Origin of the sequence: Pandoraea bronchicola, assembly GCF_902459805.1 — a bacterium.
In the GTDB taxonomy this organism is placed as follows: Bacteria; Pseudomonadota; Gammaproteobacteria; order Burkholderiales; family Burkholderiaceae; genus Pandoraea; species Pandoraea bronchicola.
On sequence record NZ_CABPST010000005.1, the window covers coordinates 180553 to 199452 of the forward strand.

General features: G+C 63.2%; 20 protein-coding genes. 12 read left to right on the plus strand and 8 right to left on the minus strand.

Features of this window, described 5'->3' with window-relative positions:
* The first annotated feature begins 14 nt into the window (after positions 1–14).
* The 6 genes from lpxK to PBR20603_RS12385 all read left to right on the plus strand — a co-directional run bounded on the left by lpxK (position 15) and on the right by PBR20603_RS12385 (position 4531).
* The gene (gene lpxK, locus PBR20603_RS12360) at positions 15–1031 is read left to right on the plus strand and encodes a tetraacyldisaccharide 4'-kinase (RefSeq protein WP_150559939.1); all 1017 of its coding nucleotides are present in this window, start codon (positions 15–17) and stop codon (positions 1029–1031) included.
* Positions 1012–1218, plus strand: a complete 207-nt coding sequence (locus PBR20603_RS12365; protein ID WP_150559820.1) for a Trm112 family protein — start codon at positions 1012–1014, stop codon at positions 1216–1218. Before lpxK ends, PBR20603_RS12365 begins: the two co-directional genes overlap by 20 nt.
* A complete protein-coding gene (kdsB, locus tag PBR20603_RS12370; protein WP_150559821.1) occupies positions 1215–2006 on the plus strand; it encodes a 3-deoxy-manno-octulosonate cytidylyltransferase in 792 nt (263 codons plus the stop codon). Before PBR20603_RS12365 ends, kdsB begins: the two co-directional genes overlap by 4 nt.
* Before the next feature lie 306 nt (positions 2007–2312).
* On the plus strand, positions 2313–2978 hold the full coding sequence (gene adk, locus PBR20603_RS12375) for an adenylate kinase (protein WP_150559822.1): 666 nt from the start codon (positions 2313–2315) through the stop codon (positions 2976–2978).
* A gap of 129 nt (positions 2979–3107) precedes the next feature.
* Positions 3108–3866 carry an SDR family NAD(P)-dependent oxidoreductase gene (locus tag PBR20603_RS12380; protein ID WP_150559823.1) on the plus strand — a complete coding sequence of 253 codons (759 nt, stop codon included), beginning with the start codon at positions 3108–3110 and terminating at the stop codon, positions 3864–3866.
* Between the two features lie 170 nt (positions 3867–4036).
* Entirely contained in the window at positions 4037–4531 is a 495-nt protein-coding gene (locus tag PBR20603_RS12385; RefSeq protein ID WP_150559824.1) for an Mpo1 family 2-hydroxy fatty acid dioxygenase, read from the plus strand.
* A gap of 99 nt (positions 4532–4630) precedes the next feature.
* Here PBR20603_RS12385 and PBR20603_RS12390 read toward each other — a convergent pair whose 3' ends face one another.
* The gene (locus tag PBR20603_RS12390) at positions 4631–5497 is read right to left on the minus strand and encodes a SirB1 family protein (RefSeq protein WP_150559825.1); all 867 of its coding nucleotides are present in this window, start codon (positions 5495–5497) and stop codon (positions 4631–4633) included.
* Positions 5498–5543: 46 nt separating this feature from the next.
* Positions 5544–7094, minus strand: a complete 1551-nt coding sequence (gene murJ / locus PBR20603_RS12395) for a murein biosynthesis integral membrane protein MurJ (RefSeq protein WP_150559826.1) — start codon at positions 7092–7094, stop codon at positions 5544–5546.
* A gap of 179 nt (positions 7095–7273) precedes the next feature.
* On the opposite strand from murJ, the gene rpsT reads away from it, so the two are divergent.
* Positions 7274–7546 (plus strand): 30S ribosomal protein S20, encoded by a 273-nt coding sequence (rpsT, locus tag PBR20603_RS12400; RefSeq protein WP_010807144.1) that lies wholly within the window; start codon positions 7274–7276, stop codon positions 7544–7546.
* A gap of 353 nt (positions 7547–7899) precedes the next feature.
* On the opposite strand, the gene PBR20603_RS12405 is transcribed toward rpsT, so the two are convergent.
* Complete coding sequence (locus PBR20603_RS12405) at positions 7900–8214, minus strand: DUF3579 domain-containing protein (RefSeq protein WP_150559827.1); 315 nt, start codon at positions 8212–8214, stop codon at positions 7900–7902.
* 352 nt (positions 8215–8566) lie between these two features.
* On the opposite strand from PBR20603_RS12405, the gene argF reads away from it, so the two are divergent.
* The 3 genes from argF to PBR20603_RS12420 all read left to right on the plus strand — a co-directional run bounded on the left by argF (position 8567) and on the right by PBR20603_RS12420 (position 11744).
* A complete protein-coding gene (gene argF, locus PBR20603_RS12410) occupies positions 8567–9493 on the plus strand; it encodes an ornithine carbamoyltransferase (protein ID WP_150559828.1) in 927 nt (308 codons plus the stop codon).
* Between the two features lie 385 nt (positions 9494–9878).
* Positions 9879–10202 (plus strand): pyrimidine/purine nucleoside phosphorylase, encoded by a 324-nt coding sequence (ppnP, locus tag PBR20603_RS12415; protein ID WP_150556707.1) that lies wholly within the window; start codon positions 9879–9881, stop codon positions 10200–10202.
* An 87-nt stretch (positions 10203–10289) separates the two neighbouring features.
* A complete protein-coding gene (locus tag PBR20603_RS12420) occupies positions 10290–11744 on the plus strand; it encodes a patatin-like phospholipase family protein (protein WP_150559829.1) in 1455 nt (484 codons plus the stop codon).
* Here the strand turns inward: PBR20603_RS12420 and murB are convergent.
* Positions 11734–12750: a UDP-N-acetylmuramate dehydrogenase gene (gene murB / locus PBR20603_RS12425; protein WP_150559830.1), complete on the minus strand. Its 1017-nt coding sequence runs from the start codon at positions 12748–12750 to the stop codon at positions 11734–11736. The two genes, PBR20603_RS12420 and murB, sit on opposite strands and share 11 nt — an antisense overlap.
* A 233-nt stretch (positions 12751–12983) precedes the next feature.
* On the opposite strand from murB, the gene PBR20603_RS12430 reads away from it, so the two are divergent.
* Positions 12984–13469 (plus strand): YajQ family cyclic di-GMP-binding protein, encoded by a 486-nt coding sequence (locus tag PBR20603_RS12430; protein WP_010807150.1) that lies wholly within the window; start codon positions 12984–12986, stop codon positions 13467–13469.
* Between the two features lie 94 nt (positions 13470–13563).
* Here the strand turns inward: PBR20603_RS12430 and plsY are convergent, their stop codons facing one another.
* Both plsY and ybaK read right to left on the minus strand, forming a co-directional pair.
* Entirely contained in the window at positions 13564–14166 is a 603-nt protein-coding gene (plsY, locus tag PBR20603_RS12435) for a glycerol-3-phosphate 1-O-acyltransferase PlsY (RefSeq protein ID WP_150559831.1), read from the minus strand.
* Between the two features lie 138 nt (positions 14167–14304).
* On the minus strand, positions 14305–14799 hold the full coding sequence (gene ybaK / locus PBR20603_RS12440) for a Cys-tRNA(Pro) deacylase (protein ID WP_150559832.1): 495 nt from the start codon (positions 14797–14799) through the stop codon (positions 14305–14307).
* Between the two features lie 113 nt (positions 14800–14912).
* Here ybaK and PBR20603_RS12445 point away from each other — a divergent pair, with 113 nt between their 5' ends.
* The gene (locus PBR20603_RS12445; protein ID WP_150559833.1) at positions 14913–16478 is read left to right on the plus strand and encodes a class I adenylate-forming enzyme family protein; all 1566 of its coding nucleotides are present in this window, start codon (positions 14913–14915) and stop codon (positions 16476–16478) included.
* A gap of 31 nt (positions 16479–16509) precedes the next feature.
* On the opposite strand, the gene xerD is transcribed toward PBR20603_RS12445, so the two are convergent.
* Entirely contained in the window at positions 16510–17397 is an 888-nt protein-coding gene (xerD, locus tag PBR20603_RS12450; protein ID WP_150559940.1) for a site-specific tyrosine recombinase XerD, read from the minus strand.
* 242 nt (positions 17398–17639) lie between these two features.
* Complete coding sequence (gene queG / locus PBR20603_RS12455; protein WP_150559834.1) at positions 17640–18899, minus strand: tRNA epoxyqueuosine(34) reductase QueG; 1260 nt, start codon at positions 18897–18899, stop codon at positions 17640–17642.
* Position 18900: the final 1 nt, after the last annotated feature.

The window sequence follows — 18900 nt, forward strand, 5'->3', positions numbered from 1 at the left end:
GCTCGCGCGCACTGGTGCCGCGCCTGTCGGGTTCGCTCGTGCATTGGGTGAGCGCGCAATGGCAGCGGCGAGGACTCATCGCGTGGCTGCTGTGGCCCCTGTCGTGGGTTTTCGGGGCCGTTGCCGCATGGCGGCGTGCGAGCTTTCGCCAGGGCTGGAAAACGTCGACGCGACTGCCGGTGCCAGTGATCGTGGTCGGTAACCTGACCGTGGGCGGTACGGGCAAGACGCCAACTGTCATCGCACTTGTCGGCGCGCTGCGTAAGCATGGCTATACGCCCGGAGTACTCTCGCGCGGGTATGGCGCAACATTGTCCCGTCCGACTGAAGTCGGCGAAACGGCACGTCCAGAGGACGTCGGCGATGAGCCACTGCTGATCGCCAGGCGAACGGGTGCCCCGGTGTGGGTGTGGCCGTCGCGTGTCGAAGGCGGCCGTGCACTGCTCGCCGCGCATCCGGCATGCGATGTCATCGTTTGTGACGATGGCCTCCAGCACTACGCCCTCGCGCGAGACGTCGAGATCGCCGTCTTCGACCATCGGCTGGGCGGTAACGGTTTCCTGCTGCCCGCCGGGCCGTTGCGCGAGCCGCTCTCGCGTCAGCGCGACGCCAACCTCATCAACGATCCGTACGGCAGAACACTTCCCGAGTGGCCGCACACGTGGCGGCTGACGCTCGTGCTGGGTGACGCCTGGTGCGTGAGCCAGCCCGCCCTCACCCGGACGCTTTCGCACTTTGCCGGCAAACGCGTGCTGGCAGCGGCCGGCATTGGTGCGCCGGAACGCTTCTTCGCAGCGCTGCGGGCGGCCGGTCTGCAAATCGAAACGCTGGCCTTGCCCGATCATTACGACTTTGCGGCGAATCCGTTCGACGGCGTCGCAGCCGATGCCATCCTGATCACCGAAAAGGATGCAGTAAAATGCGTCACCTGGTCCGACCCGCGTGTGTGGGCCGTTCCTGCCGAGGCCACGCTCGATGCGCGCCTCGTATCACTGGTAGTGGAGAAATTGCGTGGACAACCGACTGTTTGAGATTCTCGTCTGCCCGTTGTGCAAGGGCCCCCTGGAGTACGACAAGAAAGCCCAGGAGCTGATTTGCCACGCAGACAAGCTCGCCTACCCGATTCGTGACGGCATTCCCGTCATGCTGGCCGATGAAGCTCGCCAGTCTGTCGAGGGCACCCCGGTACCGGTCAACGACGACAAATCTGCATCGTGAGCGATTCGATCAGCACCATCGACTTCGTTGCTGTGGTACCGGCGCGCCTCGCGTCGACCCGTCTGCCCAACAAGCCGCTCGCCGATATCGGCGGGAAGCCGATGGTCGTGCGCGTCGCTGAGCGGGCTCGCGAATCGGGCGCACGCCAGATCGTGGTCGCCACCGACGCCCAGAGCGTGGTCGACGCCGTCACCGACCACGGCTTCGACGTGGCGCTGACACGCGCCGATCATCCGACGGGTACCGATCGTCTTGCCGAAGTCGCCGTACAGCAGGGTTGGTCCGACGAGACCATCGTCGTCAACGTGCAGGGTGACGAGCCGCTCATCGATCCGCGTCTGATACATGCGGTGGCCGCGCATCTGGCGGAACATCCGGAATGCGCCCTCTCGACGGCCGCACACCCGATTACCGACAACGCGGAGATCTTCTCGCCGAACGTCGTCAAGGTTGTACTCGACGCGCATAGCCGGGCGCTCTACTTTTCTCGCGCCCCCATTCCCTGGTCGCGCGATGCATGGTCTGCCGGGCTTGCCAATACGGCAACCTTGCCTGCGGCGAGCACGCCCATCTTCCGTCACATCGGGCTTTACGCCTATCGTGCCAAGTTCCTGCGCAGCTATCCGAGCCTGCCGCAGGCGCCGATCGAGACCGCCGAATCGCTCGAGCAACTTCGTGCGCTCTGGCATGGCGAACGCATTGCCGTGCTGGTCACGGATGATGCACCGCTGCCAGGTGTCGACACCGCAGACGATCTCGAGCGCGTTCGCGCACTGCTGCAAAACTGAAGTCCAATCCCGTGCGAATTTCCGGGCCATCACGCGAGTCGGAAGGGCTCGCCAGCGTCCCGGAAATCGCAGTGGCACAACGTTCGCAAGTCGGCAAAACGCCGCCGGGCGGGCACGTCGTGGCATAATCGCTCTGATTCTCGCGAGCAGACCCCCGGTCGCGCGCGTCGCGCCCTGCCCGAGCGCGTCGTCTGCGCGCAGCGCGTTTGGCCGGTCACAGGACCCGCAACCGCCGCAGATTGCCGGAGACGCACCCGCCTGCCGCACGCACAGCATTCACAAATCACAAACTTTCAGGAGTCATCAATGCGTCTGATTTTGTTGGGGGCACCCGGGGCCGGCAAGGGCACCCAAGCTACTTTCATCAAAGAAAAATTCGGCATTCCGCAAATCTCGACCGGCGACATGCTGCGCGCCGCGATCAAGGAAGGCACCCAACTCGGTCTCGAAGCCAAGCGCTTCATGGACGCCGGCGACCTCGTGCCGGATGCCGTCATCATCGGCATGGTGCGTGAACGCCTGACCGCCGACGATTGCAAGAACGGTTATCTGTTCGACGGTTTTCCGCGCACGATCGCGCAAGCGGAAGCCATGAAGGAAGCTGGCGTCGCGATCGATTTCGTGCTCGAAATCGACGTGCCGTTCGATGAAATCATTACCCGCATGAGTGGTCGCCGCACGCACCCGGCGTCGGGCCGTACCTATCACGTCACGTTCAACCCGCCCAAGGTCGAAGGCAAGGACGACGTGACCGGCGAACCGCTCGTGCAGCGCGACGACGACAAGGAAGAAACCGTCAAGAAGCGCCTCGCCGTGTACGAATCGCAAACCAAGCCGCTCGTCGCCTACTATTCGGATTGGGCGAAGCATGGCAGCCCGGGCGCGATCGTCGAGCCGCCGCAGTATCGCAAGATCTCGGGCCAGGGCAGCGTGGACGAAATCCGCGCGCGCGTGTTCGAGGCACTGAAGTAAGTCCGTCGCCGTCGCCCTCATGACCCGGTGCAGGACTCAGCGCTCACGGTCAGGTCGACGTTAATGACGCCATAGAAAAAGGCGGCCAGTTCACACTGGGCCGCCTTTTTTGCCGAAGGAGGATGACGCATGGAAATTCAGGGCAATGTGTTTCTGATCACCGGTGGCGCCTCAGGCCTGGGTGCGGCCGCCGCGCGCTGGCTTGCCGGACTCGGTGCAAAGGTCGTGCTCGCCGATGTGAATGTCGATGAGGGCGAAGCGCTTGCCGAGAAACTCGGCGGCAAGTTCGTCAAGTGCGATGTCACTCGCGAAGACGACGGCAAAGCGGCGGTGGCGGCGGCAGAGGCGCTCGGCACACTGCGCGGCCTCGTCAATTGTGCGGGCATTGCGATTGGCAGCAAGACCGTGGGCCGCGATGGGCCGCATCCCCTCGACACCTTCTCTCGCGTCATCCAGATCAACCTGATCGGCACGTTCAACATGATTCGTCTCGCGGCCAGCGCGATGAGCCAGGGCGAACCCAACGGCGAAGGCGAACGCGGCGTAATCGTCAACACCGCCTCGGTCGCTGCATACGACGGCCAGATGGGGCAGGCCGCATACGCGGCGTCCAAAGGCGGCGTGGCGAGTCTGACGTTACCCGTGGCTCGCGACCTGTCGCGCAGCGGAATCCGCGTGATGACCATCGCGCCAGGCATTTTCGAGACGCCCATGATGCTCGCCATGCCGGCCGAAGTGCAGGCGTCGCTTGGGCAGATGGTGCCGTTCCCGCCGCGTCTGGGCAAACCCGCCGAATACGCGATGCTCGTGGAGCAGATCGTGCGCAACCCGATGCTCAACGGTGAGGTCATCCGGCTCGACGGCGCAATCCGCATGCAGCCGAAATAGGACGGGAAATCGCTTCGTCCGGCATCCGAGTCACTTTGACGCATCGCAGCAAAATGTCTTTCCGAGTGTGACTACAATGGAATGCCGACCGTCTCTTGCGGTCGGCTCAGACGCCGGTTCCGTCGCCGGCGCCCTCGCAATGTCCCCGTCCCCCTTGGCAGGAGGCTGGCATGAAATCACTGGCGCAACAGATGTCGTTCTACCAGCGCTATCACCGCAGTCCCAAGAATCGCCTCACCCATTTCTTCGGCGTTCCCATGATCATTCTTGCCGTGATGCAGGCGTTCTCGTGGGTGCCGCTCGGCCCGAGCGGTCTGAATGCCACGCATGTGATCGTGCTGGTGCTGCTGATGTATTACTTCCTGCTCGATGTCCCGCTCGCACTGGCCATGACGGCTTTTTTCGCCGTGCTGCTGGCCGTCACGCAGCATCTGGCCAGACTGCCGTGGCCTTGGGCGCTGACCGTCTTTGGCGCGCTGTTCGTCGGGGGCTGGATCATTCAACTGATTGGCCATCATTTCGAGGGCCGCAAACCTGCGCTGCTCGACAACCTCTTTCAGATATTTATCGCGCCGATGTTCCTGATGGCGGAGGTGTTCTTCCACTTCGGTTACAAGCCGGGCCTGCAACGGCGAGTCCAGGAACTCGCGGCGCAGTCGGTGTGAAGGTCGAAGCACCTCGCGCATCGACATGAAAAGTCAAAACGCCAGCCGACAGGGCTGGCGTTTTTCATTCGGCGAGACAACATGCGGAGCGGCTGGCCGTTACCCGTGACTGCCCGGACGACGACTCAGATCATCGAGCACCTGGCGAATGGCGTCGGCGTCGTCCGCATCGGGACGCTTGCCCAGATACCATTCGAGATCGTCCTGCGCCGGACGCACCAGTCCGAGACGCGCATAGGCCAGCCCGCGATCCCGCTTCTCGACCGGCTGGTCGGGCAGAACAAGCACCATACGCTCCTGCACCGCGAGCAGACGTTCCCATCGTTCGCTCTGCGTGTAGATTGCTCGCAGATTCCGTAGCATCCGGGCGAGGATTTCGCGCGGTGTCGCAGGCTCAAGAAACGGGTGCAGCAGCGCCCACAGGGCCAGTTCCTGAATCGGCTCGGCGCTTTCGTCGCGATAGTGCTTCAAATAGGGCTCGACCATCTCCAGCAGCCGTTGCGGCGAGAGCGAATTGCCCGAGAGCGGGTCGATGACGACATCGCCCGCCGGCACGGCAAGCCGCAGCAGAAAATGCCCGGGGAACGACAAGCCGCGCAACGGCAGACCGATCTGGTGACCGATCTCCATGCAAAGCACCGCCAGCGAGATGGGAATACCGCGACGACGATCCAGCACGACATGCAGGTGGCTGTTGTCTGGGTCGTAATAGTCGTTCTGGTTGACAGAGAACCCGAGTTCGCGGAAGAAGTAGTGGTCGAGCAGCTGGAGCTTTTGCAGCGGTCCGGCATCCGGCGGCAGACGCTTGGCCAGCCGCGCGGCAAGCGTATCGATCTGCGTCAGCGTGTCCTGCACGTCGAGATCTGGATAAACGTCTTGCGCGATTGCAATGGCCGCCTCGGTAAGCGGCAGACCGTCGTCGGACGCAACCAGCGCAGCAAAATACTCGAGAATTCGATTCGCCATGCGGTATCCGTGGATTCTGCCGTGTGAACGGCCCGCTAGTGGAGCACTAGCGAGTGCGTCGACGGAAGAACGAGAAATTGAAACCCATGAGGAATAATGCCCCGAAATACACCACGGCGCATAGGACCAGACTGGCGCCAAGCAGCGCAATGCGCGAGAGCGGCCGTGCGCCGAGCGCGACCCAGTCGAAACTCTGGGTGAACCACAGCAGCACGCCGGCCAGAATCAGGCAGGCCGCCAGCAATTGCACGAAGAACAGCCGCCAGCCCGGCAACGGACGATAAATGCCGCGCTTGTACAGTCCGGCGAACAGCAGCGCGGCATTCATGCACGCCCCGACACCAATCGACAGCGACAGTCCGGCATGGGCAAACCAGCGCACGAAGAGCACGTTCGAGAGCTGCGTGGCAATGAGCACCACAATGGCAATCTTCACCGGCGTCTTGATGTCCTGCTTGGCGTAGAAGCCCGGCGCCAGAATCTTGATGAGGATCAGGCCGACCAGCCCCACGCCGTACGCAGTGAGCGCATGCGCCGTCATCGTGACATCGGTTGCGTCGAAACGGCCGTATTGATAGAGCGTGGCGGTCAGCGGCTGCGCGTAGACAAACAGGCCCACAGCACTCGGCATCGCCAGCAGAAACGTGAGACGCAGCCCCCAATCCAGCAGCGCCGAATACTCTGCGGCGTCGCCGTCGGCGTGGGCCCGCGACAGGCTCGGCAGCAGGATCGTGCCCAGTGCCACGCCGAGCAGCGCTGTCGGAAACTCCATCAACCGGTCGGCATAAGCCAGCCACGACACGCTGCCCTGTGCGAGGCGCGACGCGATGTTCGTATTAATGATCAGACTCACCTGCGCCACCGATACCGCGAGCGTTGCCGGCACCATCTTCGCCAGCACCCGCTTCACCCCGGCATTGCGCAGCGCCGCGGCCACATTGATCGTGATTCGCGGCACCATGCCGATACGCGCGAGCGCCGGGAGCTGGATAACCAACTGCAATACGCCACCGACGATCACCGCGTAGGCCAGCGCGTAGACCGGCGTCTTCAGATGCGGCGCGACCCACAGCGAGGCGACGATCGAGCTGACGTTGAGCAGCACCGGCGCGAATGCGGGCATCGAGAACTGCCGCCAGGTATTGAGCACCCCGGCGGCAAGCGTCGTGATCGAAATCAGGGTGATGTAAGGGAACATCACGCGTGTCATGAAGACGGCGGCGTCGAACGTGCCGTTTTCATGCGCGAGCCCCGTTGCCACCGCGTAGACAACACCGGACGCCCCGAGCACCCCCGCAATCGTGATCGACAGCAGCACCCAGAACAGCACTGTCGTGACCGAATCGACGAGGGTTTTCGTCTCTTCTTCACTACGTTGTGTTTTGAATTCGGCCAGAATAGGCACGAATGCCTGCGAAAACGCCCCTTCAGCAGACAAGCGGCGTAGCAGGTTGGGAATGCGGAACGCGACGTTGTAGGCGTCGGTCATGGGACCGGCACCAAACATGCGCGCGATAAGAATTTCACGGACCAGACCGGTGATGCGCGAAAGCATCGTAAAACCGCTGACCGTAGCGAGAGCTTTGAGCAAATTCATGTTGCGCGTATTATACGCACAGCATTGCAGCAAAGAAGTTGCAATTTCCGTTGGCCTTCGGCTATAATCGACGGTTTCGAAGTCAATGGATTGCTTCCTGGCCACCGTGTCTCCCAGGGAGCCGAGCCAAACTGCATAGAAGCCGCATCAGGCGGAGCAATTCAAGGAATTCACCGAACATGGCAAATACCGCACAAGCACGCAAGCGCGCGCGTCAAACCGTTAAGATCAACGCCCACAACTCGGCGCTGCGTTCGCGCCTGCGCACGGCTGTGAAGGCTGTCCGCAAGGCAATCGCCACTGGCGACCAGGCTGCCGCGAAGGAAGTTCTGCGCACGTCGGCCAAGACGATCGACATCATCGCTGACAAGAAGATCGTTCACAAGAACACCGCTGCTCGTCAAAAGAGCCGCCTGTCGGCCGCCATCAAGGCGATGTCGGCTGCTGCCTAAAACAGCGTAAGCTGCAAAGCAGAACAAGTTGCTTGCCGGTTCCGGCTACGGTCGGAACACTAAAAAGCCCGCTTCACGCGGGCTTTTTTCTTTTGTGCGCTTGTTAAGGCCCCCCGCCTGTTTCAGCGATCAAGACCGGATTGTGTGCCCATACGCGTGGCGAAACACGCTGTCCGGGCGCGCATCAGCGATGCGATCGCGAAAACCGCGCGCGAACCCATGGAATCACGGCAGGAAGCCCTACGAGAAGAGAGGCGCCGAGTGGCTGAGGTAGCTGAGGACGTTGCAGATCGACGGTGAGTCAGGGCCAAAGGCCCGGCACTCACGTCTGGCCGGAAAACGGCCAAGGGGAATTACTTGACGTCGGGGACGAAGCAGGCTTCGGTCAACTGCAAATCGTTATCGCGTGCGAAATTCATCACGAAATCGAAAGCCATTGGCTCGATGTCGCGCAGTCGCTCGTCAACGACGACGCATTTCACGTCACCCACCATAATCGGACGCACATAGGGGGAGTACTGCATGTATGCGTTCGGGCCGGTATCACTTCGGCCGCAGAACGACACGGCGCCGCACAGACGCTCCGCCCAGTCACTCGGCCGGAACTTCTTGCCACCCCGGGTGAGCCCCTGGATGAAATACTCGCGCGCGGAAACCTGGTCGGTCATATCGCTCAATCACCTCAAAAAACACCTGGACGGCCATACCGCGGGTAGCGCAGCCGACAGAGACAGTATTATATCTTATATAAGACTCAAACCCGTCCCCCTCCATTGCTGCAGATGTTTTTTTCGGTCTTGCCAGCCATTTTCGGCTGTGCAGCAGCGGGCTCGATCATACGCTTTTCGTGTGACGGCAAAACGATTTGGTAGACTAGGGGCTGTTCCCCTGAAGCCAGCAACCGGTAGAACACCTTCACGAGCCTGACCGGGGGACAGGCCTCAAGGCTTGTTCGTCGTGCCGCAAGCGAGCGAGTTCCCTTCGAATTCCCGCGATATCGGCCTCCAGCAGAACATCCAAATGACCACCGCCAAACCCATCAAGCACTACCTTCAGTTTTCGGATCTCACGCTCGACGAGTATGACTACGTGCTCGAGCGCACCCGCATCCTCAAGAAGAAATTCAAGAACTACGAGACCTACCACCCGCTCCATGACCGAACGCTGGCGATGATTTTCGAGAAAAGCTCGACTCGCACGCGTCTGTCGTTCGAAGCCGGGATTCACCAGTTGGGCGGCCACGCCGTGTTTCTGAACACGCGCGACACCCAGCTCGGCCGCGGCGAGCCGATCGAAGACGCCGCTCAGGTGATCTCGCGCATGACCGACATCATCATGATCCGTACGTTCGGTCAGGAGATCATCGAGCGCTTCGCGCAACACTCGCGCGTACCCGTGATCAACGGCCTGACCAACGAGTACCACCCGTGTCAGGTACTGGCGGACATCTTCACCTACTACGAGCATCGCGGCCCGATCAAGGGCAAGACCGTGACGTGGATCGGCGACGCCAACAACATGGCGTACACGTGGATTCAGGCCGCCGAGATCTTCGGCTTCCAGGTCAACGTCTCGACGCCGCCGGGCTACCGCCTCGATCAGGCGATGGTGGCCGAATCGAGCCGTCCGTTCGTGCGCGAGTTCGACGATCCGCGCCAGGCCTGCGAAGGTGCCGATCTCGTGTCGACCGACGTGTGGACGAGCATGGGTTATGAAGCGGAGAACGAAGCCCGCAAGGCGGCGTTTGCTCAATGGTGTGTGAATACCGACCTCATGCAACGCGCCAAGCCCGATGCCTTGTTCATGCACTGCCTGCCCGCTCACCGGGGTGAAGAGGTGTCGGCCGATGTGATCGATGGCCCGCAAAGCGTCGTGTGGGACGAAGCCGAGAACCGTCTGCACGTGCAGAAGGCGCTCATGGAGTTCCTGATGCTGGGTCGCGTCTGACCCTGCCGCCTCACCACGCCCGGACGACGCCATGTCATCCGGGCGGCACCTCTGGCGCCGCGCCCTCTTGCCCGCCTCGCCCTCCCGCTTTCTCCTTTCCCCACAGCACCGTCATCGCCCGCAGCGATCAACGTTCCGCTATCATCGCTGACGCGCCGCCGTCCCTCGTTGACACGCGCTTCATGGCAGCACGATGCAGTCCGGACCGCCCATCAGAACATTTCGCAATTTGCACCAAGACGGGGCGAATTTGTTGTGCAGCGCACAAAAATGCGCCGGGTGGACGTTCGAAACGTGCTAGCATGAATTCACGCCTGTCCCATTGGGGGCGGGCATATCGACCTTCCATCGCGACTTTCCATCGCATTCGACACCGCATTCGGTCATGACGCAAAACGCCACGCAGTTCGACAACGTTTCCGTAATCAAGCGCGCCAACACTTATTTCGACGGCAAGTGTGTTTCCCACACTGTGCTGTTCCCGGACGGTACGCGCAAGACGCTGGGGGTGATCTTCCCGGCCACGCTCCAGTTCGGTACCGATGCCCCGGAAATCATGGAAGTCACGGGCGGCCGTTGCCGCATCCGTCTGGCCGGTCAGACCGAGTGGCAGGAATATGCTGCCGGTCAGCAATTCAGCGTGCCAGGCAATAGCAAGTTCGATATCGAGGTCGTCGAGACGCTCGATTACGTTTGCCACTACGGCTAACCGACTGGCCAGCATCGCGACGGCGCGCGACCTCTCGCGCCATCGCCCTCTCGGCCGGTTCAGCGCGGCCCGGCGCCGCTACTCACTATGTCGCGTCTGCCCCCCGAATCCGCCGACAATGCTGCCGGTGACACGTCTTCCGCCACGCCCGCCGATGGGCAGGCCGCATTTCAGCCTTCTCTGACGGGCGATGCGACCGGCACACCCACGAACGCCGTCAACGGCACGAGCACCGATCTCGAGCCAACCGATGTGCCGCTGCTTCCCCCCGATGGGCTCACCCGGCCGGCGCGAACCGGCAAAGTGCCCGGGAAAGCCGCCACACCGCGCGCGCGCAAGCCTCCCCCTGACACTGAGCGCAAGGCCGATGGCGACGAAGCCATCGCCGCCAAAGGCAGCGCGGATACCTCAGACGGCATTGGCCTACGTGCGCCCGCCAAGTCCGCGAAATCCTCCCGCAACCGCCGCGACGCTCCGAGGCGCAAAGGCATCGATCTGGGTCTGCAAGGCGGTGGCGCGCATGGCGCGTACACATGGGGCGTGCTCGACAAACTGCTCGAAGACGGGCGTCTGGAATTCGAAGGCATCAGCGGTGCGTCCGCCGGGACGATGAATGCTGTCGTGCTCGCGCACGGCCTGCTCGACCGCCCCGGCGTCGATCCGCGCGAGAAAGCGCGTGAATCGCTGCACAGTTTCTGGCTGGGCGTGTCGCAAGCTGGCTCGTCGGCGACAGCCTGGGCGCAAACCGTTTTCAGTTGGCTCAATGGCCGTCCCACCGAATATCCGGTCTGGCACGACTGGATGCAGAGCATGCAGCAGTGGATGATGCCGTTCTCGCAGCCCCCGGCCGAAATCAATCCGCTGCGTACCGTACTCGAAGCGCAGGTCGATTTCGAGCGTCTGCGCGAGAGCACCACGACACACCTGTTCGTGTCGGCGACCAACATCCGCACCGGCAACATTCGCATCTTCCGCACACACGAGATCACGCTTGACGTCGCCATGGCGTCGGCGTGTCTGCCATGGCTGTTCAAACCGGTGAAGATCGACGAAGACTTTTACTGGGACGGCGGTTATCTGGGCAACCCTGCGCTCTACCCCTTCTATTACGAGACGGTCACGAGCGACATCCTGATCGTGCACATCAATCCGATCGAGCGGAAGGAAAAGCCGGTGCTGCCGGGGCAGATCATGAACCGCGTGAACGAGATTACCTTCAACGCGTCGCTGCAGCGCGAATTCCGCGCCATCTCCTTCGTACACAAGCTACTTGACGAGGGATGGCTCAAGCCGGAGTTTCGCAAGCGTCTGAAGTACCCGCTGATTCACTCGATTCGCGCAGACAAGGAACTGTACGACTTGTCCTCATCGACGAAATTCGTCACCGACTGGAATTTCCTCACGACGCTGCGCGACCGTGGCCGTGAAGCGGCCAGCCGATGGCTCGATGCGCACTTCGCAGATGTCGGCGTGCGCTCCACCGTCGATCTGCGACGCGACTACCTGCAGCGCCTGCCCGACGCTACCGCCATCAAAGCATGAGGGGTTCGGGCTCGAGCGCGACACCGAAGCGCGCTTGCACGCTGGCTTGAACCGCTCGCGCGAGCGCCACGATTTCGGCGCCGCTCGCACCACCGCGATTCACGAGCACCAGCGCCTGGCGCTCATGCACCCCCGCGTGGCCGAGCGACTTGCCACGCCAGCCGCACTGGTCGATCAGCCAGCCCGCCGCAACCTTCCAGGAGCCGTCAGGCTGGGGGTACCCGACTGTCTGCGGGAAGCGCTCACGCAGCGCGGCGAATGTCGCCGCGTCCACGACCGGGTTCTTGAAGAAGCTGCCCGCGTTGCCGAGTTCGAGCGGATCGGGCAGTTTGCGACGGCGAATGTCGGCCACCGCATCGAAAATCTGGCGAGCGCTCGGCTGATCGATGCCCGCCTGCGCGAGCGTGCGCGACACATCCGCATAGCCCGTGACGGGCTGCCACGGCTGCGGCAACCGCAGCGTCACGGCGACGATGATGTAACGCCCGGGCTCACGCTTGAACAGCGAATCGCGATAGCCGAACGCGCATACCTCGCGCGTGAGCGTGACAAACGTGCCGGTGGCGGTATCGAGGGCACGCACTTCGGCAAAGCGTTCGGCCAGTTCCAGCCCATACGCCCCGATGTTCTGAATCGGCGCCGCGCCGAGCGTGCCGGGAATCAACGCAAGGTTTTCCAGGCCGGGACAGTCCTGCGACAGCGTCCAGTCGACGAATTCGTGCCAGACCTCGCCAGCACCGCCGCGCACGTAGCGGGCGTGGTCATCGTCTGCGAGCCGCTCGCGGCCGCGAATGGCCATGCGCAGGACAACGCCGTCGAAGTCGCGCGTGAGCACCACATTGCTGCCGCCGCCGAGCACCAGCCGGGGCAGGCCTGCCAGTTCGGGCATGGCAAGCGCCTCGAGCAGCGCCGCCTCGCTGTCGATCGTCACAACGAAGCGGGCGGTGGCCGGCAGGCCGAAGGTGTTGAGTTCGCGCAGACTGACGTCGCGTTGCAACTGGAGCATGGAGTATCGAGAAGCCAGTGAGCGCCGCCGTGCCGGACATCGTCCGGAAGGGACGCGGAACCAGCGGCTGAATTACAATGTCGGGCGAAAGAATTTTGCGCATCATTATACCGGCCGCGCGGCCATGCCCTGCGCCGTGCGACACCCCCGGACGGGCACGCCAGCGCCGCCGAATCACCCCGGCACGCCCGGCGTGTCATTTTCACGAACCCTTTACATTTCAGGAGAGCCAGATGCCATCGTTTGATGTGGTTAGCGAAGCCAACATGGTAGAGGTCAAGAACGCCATCGAGCAGGCCAACAAGGAAATCTCGACGCGCTTCGACTTCAAGGGATCGGACTCGCGCGTCGAGCACAAAGAGCAGGAACTCACGCTCTTCGCCGACGACAACTTCAAGCTCGAACAGGTCACGCAAGTGCTCGTCAGCAAGATGGCCAAGCGCAATGTGGACGTGCGTTTCCTCGACTACGGCAAGGTCGAGAAGATCAGCGGCGACAAGGTCAAGCAGGTCGTCAAGGTGAAGAAGGGCGTCGAAGGCGATCTGGCCAAGAAGATCGTGCGCCTGATCAAGGACAGCAAGATGAAGGTGCAGGCGAGCATCCAGGGCGACAGCGTTCGCGTCTCGGGTGCCAAGCGCGACGACCTGCAAAGCGCCATGGCGCTGCTGCGCCGTGACGTGACCGACACCCCGCTCGACTTCAACAACTTCCGCGACTGACGCGCGCGGCAGGCACAAAAAAACCCGCAGACTCGCTGCGGGTTTTTTATTTTCCACACCGGCTCGCATTCGCACCGAGCCCGGGACGCCAGCCTTACTTCTTCTGCCCGATGCGGCTTTCCTTGCCCGCGATCAGCTTGCCGATGTTCGCTCGGTGCCGGTAGATCAGCAGAATCGCCATGACGATGACTGCCGGCGCATAGGGCCCAAAGCCGAACATGAACACGTAGTAAAGCGGCGCGAACACGGCGGCCACCAGCGCGGCGAGCGACGAATAGCGGAAGAAGATCGCAATGATGAGCCACGTGGCGATCACGGCCAGGCCCAGAATGGGGTCGATGGCGAGCAGCACACCGGCTGCGGTCGCCACCCCCTTGCCGCCCGCGAAGCGCAGGAACACCGGGTAAAGGTGGCCGACGAAGACCGCGAGCGCCACTGCCGCCAGACCGAAATCGCCCACGCCCCAGGCGTCGGCAAAGCGTTCTGCGAGGAACACCGCCAACCAGCCCTTGAAGGCATCGCCGATCAGAGTAAGCACTGCGGCCTTCTTGTTGCCGGAGCGCAGCACGTTGGTGGCGCCCGGATTACCCGAGCCGTAGCTGCGCGGATCGGCAAGCCCCATCGTGCGGCTGACGACCACCGCAAACGGCACCGAGCCGATCAGATACGCGAGAACGATAAAAACCAGTGTGGCCATGAACTTCGACTGTGAGCAGAATTTGTATTGGCCGCCATTCTACTTGAGCGGCCCGGTCACCCCATTCTGGCAAACACGGGGTTGCGCCAAGGCGCAAAGTGCCGGGCAGGCGGCCATCCGACAAGGGGTTTGAAGCGGTTACTCGTCGCTCAATGCGCACGACACCGGCTTGGCCGCCAACGTATTGAGCAAGACCGGCGGGGCAATGCCGATGAGATAGCCACGCCGTCCGCCATTGATGAAAATCTGCGGCAAATCGAGAATCGACGCCTCGACATATACCGTCATGGCCCGCTTGGTGCCGAATGGCGACGTGCCACCCACCATATAACCGGAGTGACGCTGGGCGACCTCCGGCTTGCAGGGCTCCACGCGTTTGGCGCCAATTTGCCGCGCGAGGTTCTTCGTCGAAACAGTCCGGTCGCCGTGCATGAGCACGATCAACGGCCGGGCCTTTTCGTCTTCCATGACGAGTGTCTTGACTACGGCATGCTCGTCCACTCCCAACTGACGTGCCGACTCGCCGGTGCCGCCATGATCGACGTACTCGTAGACGTGTTCCGTGAAAGCCACTTGCTTTTGCTTCAGAAACTGCGTGGCTGGCGTTTCCGAGACGTGTTTGGTCTTGCTCATGGGCGCCTATTGTAATGAAACGCATCGCCGTTGCGGTCCCGGAATGCATGCGTCACGTCGTCCTGCGACGCCCGAGGGCTGCCTCATCGCCTCACCCGCATTACAATGCGGCCATGTCTGCCCCTCTCGACCCCTCGCCTCAGGACACCTTCGCCGCCACGTTGCTCGCGAATCTGCCCGCACGCATCGACGCCCTGCCCGCGCGTATTGCCGCGCAGACGCCCTCCCGTATCGCCCTGATCGACGACTCCGGCCGCCTGACCTACGGCCAACTGGCAAATGCCGTGACGGCCTGCGCCGAGCGCCTGCGCACCCATGGCGTGCGGGGCGGCGACCGTGTGATGATCGTCGGCGAGAATGGCATCGCCTATGTCGTTCTGCTGCTCGCCGTGGCCTCCCTCGACGCCTGGCCGCTGTTGAGCAATGCGCGGCTCTCGCCAGCGGAGTTGGGCGCCATCCGCGATCACGCGCAGCCGCGATGCACGATTTACACGGTCGACGCATCGCCCGATGCCGCTGCCCATGCCCGCGCGGATGCCGCCCAGATCGTCTGGACCGAACTCGCGCTGGGCGCCATTGCCGCGTCCGACGTCGACCCTGCCAGTCTCGCCGAACCGGTGCAGACCGATCCGGCGGCGCAATGCGCGGCACTCATCTACACGACCGGCACGACCGGCACGCCCAAGGGCGTTCGCCTCTCGCATCGCAATCTGATGTTCATTGCGGCAGTCTCCAGCACGCTGCGACGCGTCGGCGCCGACGATATCGCCTACGGTGTGCTGCCGATCTCGCATGTCTATGGGTTGACCTCGGTGTGTCTCGGCACGCTGTACGCGGGCGGCACGTTGCGTCTCGCGGCACGCTTCACCCCCGAGGCCGTACTCGATTCGCTCGCTCACGACGGGCTGACGATCCTGCAAGGCGTGCCTGCCATGCATGCGCGTCTGATGGCCTATGTGGCGACGCAAGGTGCATCGCTCGTCGCGCCGCGTTTGCGCTTCGTCTACTCGGGAGGCTCGCCACTCGATGCAGCGCTCAAGGCGCGTGTCGAAGCGTTCTACGGCCTGCCGATTCACAACGGTTACGGCCTGACGGAGAGCAGCCCGACCGTCTCGCAAACGCTGCTCGACGCGCCACGCGACGACTGCGCCGTGGGACCGGCGATCCCCGGCGTGGCGGTGCGCATCGTGGGTCATGACGGACAGGATCTGCCCGACGGCGAAGTGGGCGAACTCTGGGTACGCGGTCCGAACGTGATGCTCGGCTACTACCGCGCGCCGGAATTGACGGCGGCAAGCGTGACCGCAGACGGCTGGTTACGCACCGGCGATCTTGCCCGCCGCGCGCCAGACGGCGCGCTCTTCCTCGCCGGACGCGCGAAGGAACTCATCATTCACTCCGGTTTCAACGTCTACCCCCTCGAAGTCGAGCAGGCGCTGGCGAGCCACCCGGATGTGCTCCAGGCGGCCGTTATCGGCCGCCCCGAAGCCGACAACGAACAGGTCATCGCGTTTGTGGAAGCGCGCCCGGGCCATAGCATCGATGCGGCGTCGCTGGCGGCGTGGGCGGCGACACGCCTCGCGCCTTACAAGCGTCCGGCGCTGATTCGCGTGCTGGACGCCTTGCCCGCGGCGTCGACGGGCAAGGTGCTCAAGCACAGGTTGAAAGCACTGCTCTGACGAGCGCGGCCGGCATCCGCGCACGGCCCACTCACCCTCGCGGATGGTGCTGCGCGTGCAGCGATTTGAGGCGCTCACGCGCGACGTGCGTGTAAATCTGCGTGGTGGAAATATCGGAGTGGCCGAGCAGCAACTGCACCACACGCAGATCGGCGCCGTGATTGATCAGATGGGTCGCGAAGGCGTGACGAAGCGTGTGCGGTGAGAGCGGCGCACGAATGTCGGCCTGCAACGCATAGCGCTTGATCAGATACCAGAACGCCTGCCGTGTCATACCGTCGCCGCGTTGCGTGACGAAAAGCGTGTCGCACGCGCGGCCGGCCAACAGCACACCCCGGCTCTCGGCCAGATAGCGCGTGAGCCAGCTATTGGCTTCCTCGCCGAACGGCACCAGCCGCTCCTTCGCACCCTTGCCGAAAATACGCAGCACGCCTTCGTTCAAACCCACTTCGATGGTCTTGAGTGCGACCAGCTCCGACACACGCAGACCGCTCGCATACATCAGCTCGAGCATGGCCCGATCGCGCAGTCCGAGCGGCTGGGTCAGATCGGGGGCACCCAGCAGTGCTTCGACTTGCGCCTCGGACAACGTCGAGGGCAGTCGCTGGGCACGCTTGGCCGACGCGATTCGCAAGCAGGGGTCATGCTGCACGATGTGCTCGCGCAACGCCCATTGATAGAAGCGCTTGAAGACGGACAAACGACGGTTCACGCTGCTCGCCAGACTATCGCGACGCCACGCCAGATAGGCAGAGAGTGCAGCCTCGTCCACGCCATCGAGTGCGGTCTCGCGCTTGGCCGCCAGCCATTGCGCGAAGAGGCGCAAATCGCGACGATAAGCGTCGAGTGTGTTGCGCGAGAGGCCGTCCTCGAGCCAGATCGTGTCGCAGAACTGGTCGATGAGGGCGGTACTGCGCACGTAGGCTGCGCTGTCGGGATCGAAAGCTGGCGGCGGCGACGGGTCTTCGCCGGCGTCGTCGTGACCGGCGTCGTGACCTGCATCGAGCGCGGCCTGTTCGAACGGCTCGTCGGCGCCGTCGAACGTGTCGAACGTGTCGAGACCGGCGTCGCGCGCGTCGTCGCTCTGCCGTTCGATCTCATCGCGCGATGCGTCATTGCCGCCGGTTGCGGCGGCGCCGGTCGATTTACTTGCGCGCGTGCTCAAGCCGTGACTCCTTCCTGGGCCAACGCCCATTCGACATGTTCGCGCACGAGCGCAGAGGGATGATCGCGCCGCGCCAGCAAGGCTTCGCGCAGCGGCGTGCGGGCATCGGCGTGGGCCGTCTCGCGCAATGCATTGCCCAGCCCCACGGCCAGATTGCGCAACCATCGCTCATGACCGATGCGACGGATCGGGCTGCCCGCCAGCTTATCCATGAAATCGGCTTCGCTCCAGGCAAAAAGTTCGACGAGCGAGGCGCAGTCGAGCCGGTTGCGCGGGGCGAAATCGGCGAGCGGCGACGGCTGGGCAAACTTGTTCCACGGGCAATAGAGCTGGCAATCGTCGCAGCCGTAGATGCGATTGCCCATCTTTGCACGCAGATTCTCGGGAATCGCCCCCTTGTGCTCGATCGTCAGATACGAGATGCACAACCGCGCGTCGACACGAAAGGCTTCGGTGATCGCTCCCGTCGGGCAGACGTCGCGGCATCGCTGGCATTGCCCGCAGTGTTCGCCGCGTTGCATGCCGCGCCCCACGCCCTCATCCGGCGTAGTCTCGACATCGATATCCACCGGCAACGGCACGTCGACAAATATCTCGCCGAGGAAGAAGAGCGAACCGGCGTCGCGCGAGAGCAGCAGCGTGTGCTTACCGCGCCAGCCCAACCCGGCCTTCTGCGCGAGTTCGACTTCGAGCACCGGCGCCGAATCGGTGAATGCGCGGTAACCGAACGGCCCGATGGCCTGCGTAATGCGATCAGCCAGTTGTTGCAGCCGGTTGCGCATGACCTTGTGATAGTCGCGTCCGCGGGCGTAGAGCGAGACGACCGCCTCGGCGGGCATCGTCGCACGCGCCGCTTCGCGCTGGCGCCAGCTCGCCATATCGGTATCGCTTGGGAGATAGTTCATGCGTGCGCTGATGACACGCACCGTGCCGGGAACCAGCTCGGCCGGCCGCGCGCGCTTCATGCCGTGCGCCGCCATGTAGTCCATATCGCCGTGACAGCCGTCGTCGAGCCACTGTTGCAGCCCCGCTTCGGCATGCGCGAGATCGGTGTCCGTGATGCCCACCCGGCCGAAGCCGAGTTCGCCCGCCCACTCGCGAATCTGGCTGGCGAGAGCACGCAGGCGCTCGGCATCGAGCGTCTGAGGCGTCGCATTGTCGCGCGAGGACGACACTTCCAGGGCATTCGGACGTGTCGACGGCTCGACTTGTGCGGCGGTAGCGGGGAAAATCACGGTAGCTTTCATTGACTCCATT

Bases quoted from the DNA above. Each gene is read 5' to 3' on its own strand.
- adk (WP_150559822.1), top strand. From the start codon at position 2,313: ATGCGTCTGATTTTGTTGGGGGCACCCGGGGCCGGCAAGGGCACCCAA.
- PBR20603_RS12380 (WP_150559823.1), top strand. From the start codon at position 3,108: ATGGAAATTCAGGGCAATGTGTTTCTGATCACCGGTGGCGCCTCAGGC.
- PBR20603_RS12385 (WP_150559824.1), top strand. From the start codon at position 4,037: ATGAAATCACTGGCGCAACAGATGTCGTTCTACCAGCGCTATCACCGC.
- PBR20603_RS12390 (WP_150559825.1), bottom strand. From the start codon at position 5,497: ATGGCGAATCGAATTCTCGAGTATTTTGCTGCGCTGGTTGCGTCCGAC.
- murJ (WP_150559826.1), bottom strand. From the start codon at position 7,094: ATGAATTTGCTCAAAGCTCTCGCTACGGTCAGCGGTTTTACGATGCTT.
- rpsT (WP_010807144.1), top strand. From the start codon at position 7,274: ATGGCAAATACCGCACAAGCACGCAAGCGCGCGCGTCAAACCGTTAAG.
- PBR20603_RS12405 (WP_150559827.1), bottom strand. From the start codon at position 8,214: ATGACCGACCAGGTTTCCGCGCGCGAGTATTTCATCCAGGGGCTCACC.
- argF (WP_150559828.1), top strand. From the start codon at position 8,567: ATGACCACCGCCAAACCCATCAAGCACTACCTTCAGTTTTCGGATCTC.
- ppnP (WP_150556707.1), top strand. From the start codon at position 9,879: ATGACGCAAAACGCCACGCAGTTCGACAACGTTTCCGTAATCAAGCGC.
- PBR20603_RS12420 (WP_150559829.1), top strand. From the start codon at position 10,290: ATGTCGCGTCTGCCCCCCGAATCCGCCGACAATGCTGCCGGTGACACG.
- murB (WP_150559830.1), bottom strand. From the start codon at position 12,750: ATGCTCCAGTTGCAACGCGACGTCAGTCTGCGCGAACTCAACACCTTC.
- PBR20603_RS12430 (WP_010807150.1), top strand. From the start codon at position 12,984: ATGCCATCGTTTGATGTGGTTAGCGAAGCCAACATGGTAGAGGTCAAG.
- plsY (WP_150559831.1), bottom strand. From the start codon at position 14,166: ATGGCCACACTGGTTTTTATCGTTCTCGCGTATCTGATCGGCTCGGTG.
- ybaK (WP_150559832.1), bottom strand. From the start codon at position 14,799: ATGAGCAAGACCAAACACGTCTCGGAAACGCCAGCCACGCAGTTTCTG.
- PBR20603_RS12445 (WP_150559833.1), top strand. From the start codon at position 14,913: ATGTCTGCCCCTCTCGACCCCTCGCCTCAGGACACCTTCGCCGCCACG.
- queG (WP_150559834.1), bottom strand. From the start codon at position 18,899: ATGGAGTCAATGAAAGCTACCGTGATTTTCCCCGCTACCGCCGCACAA.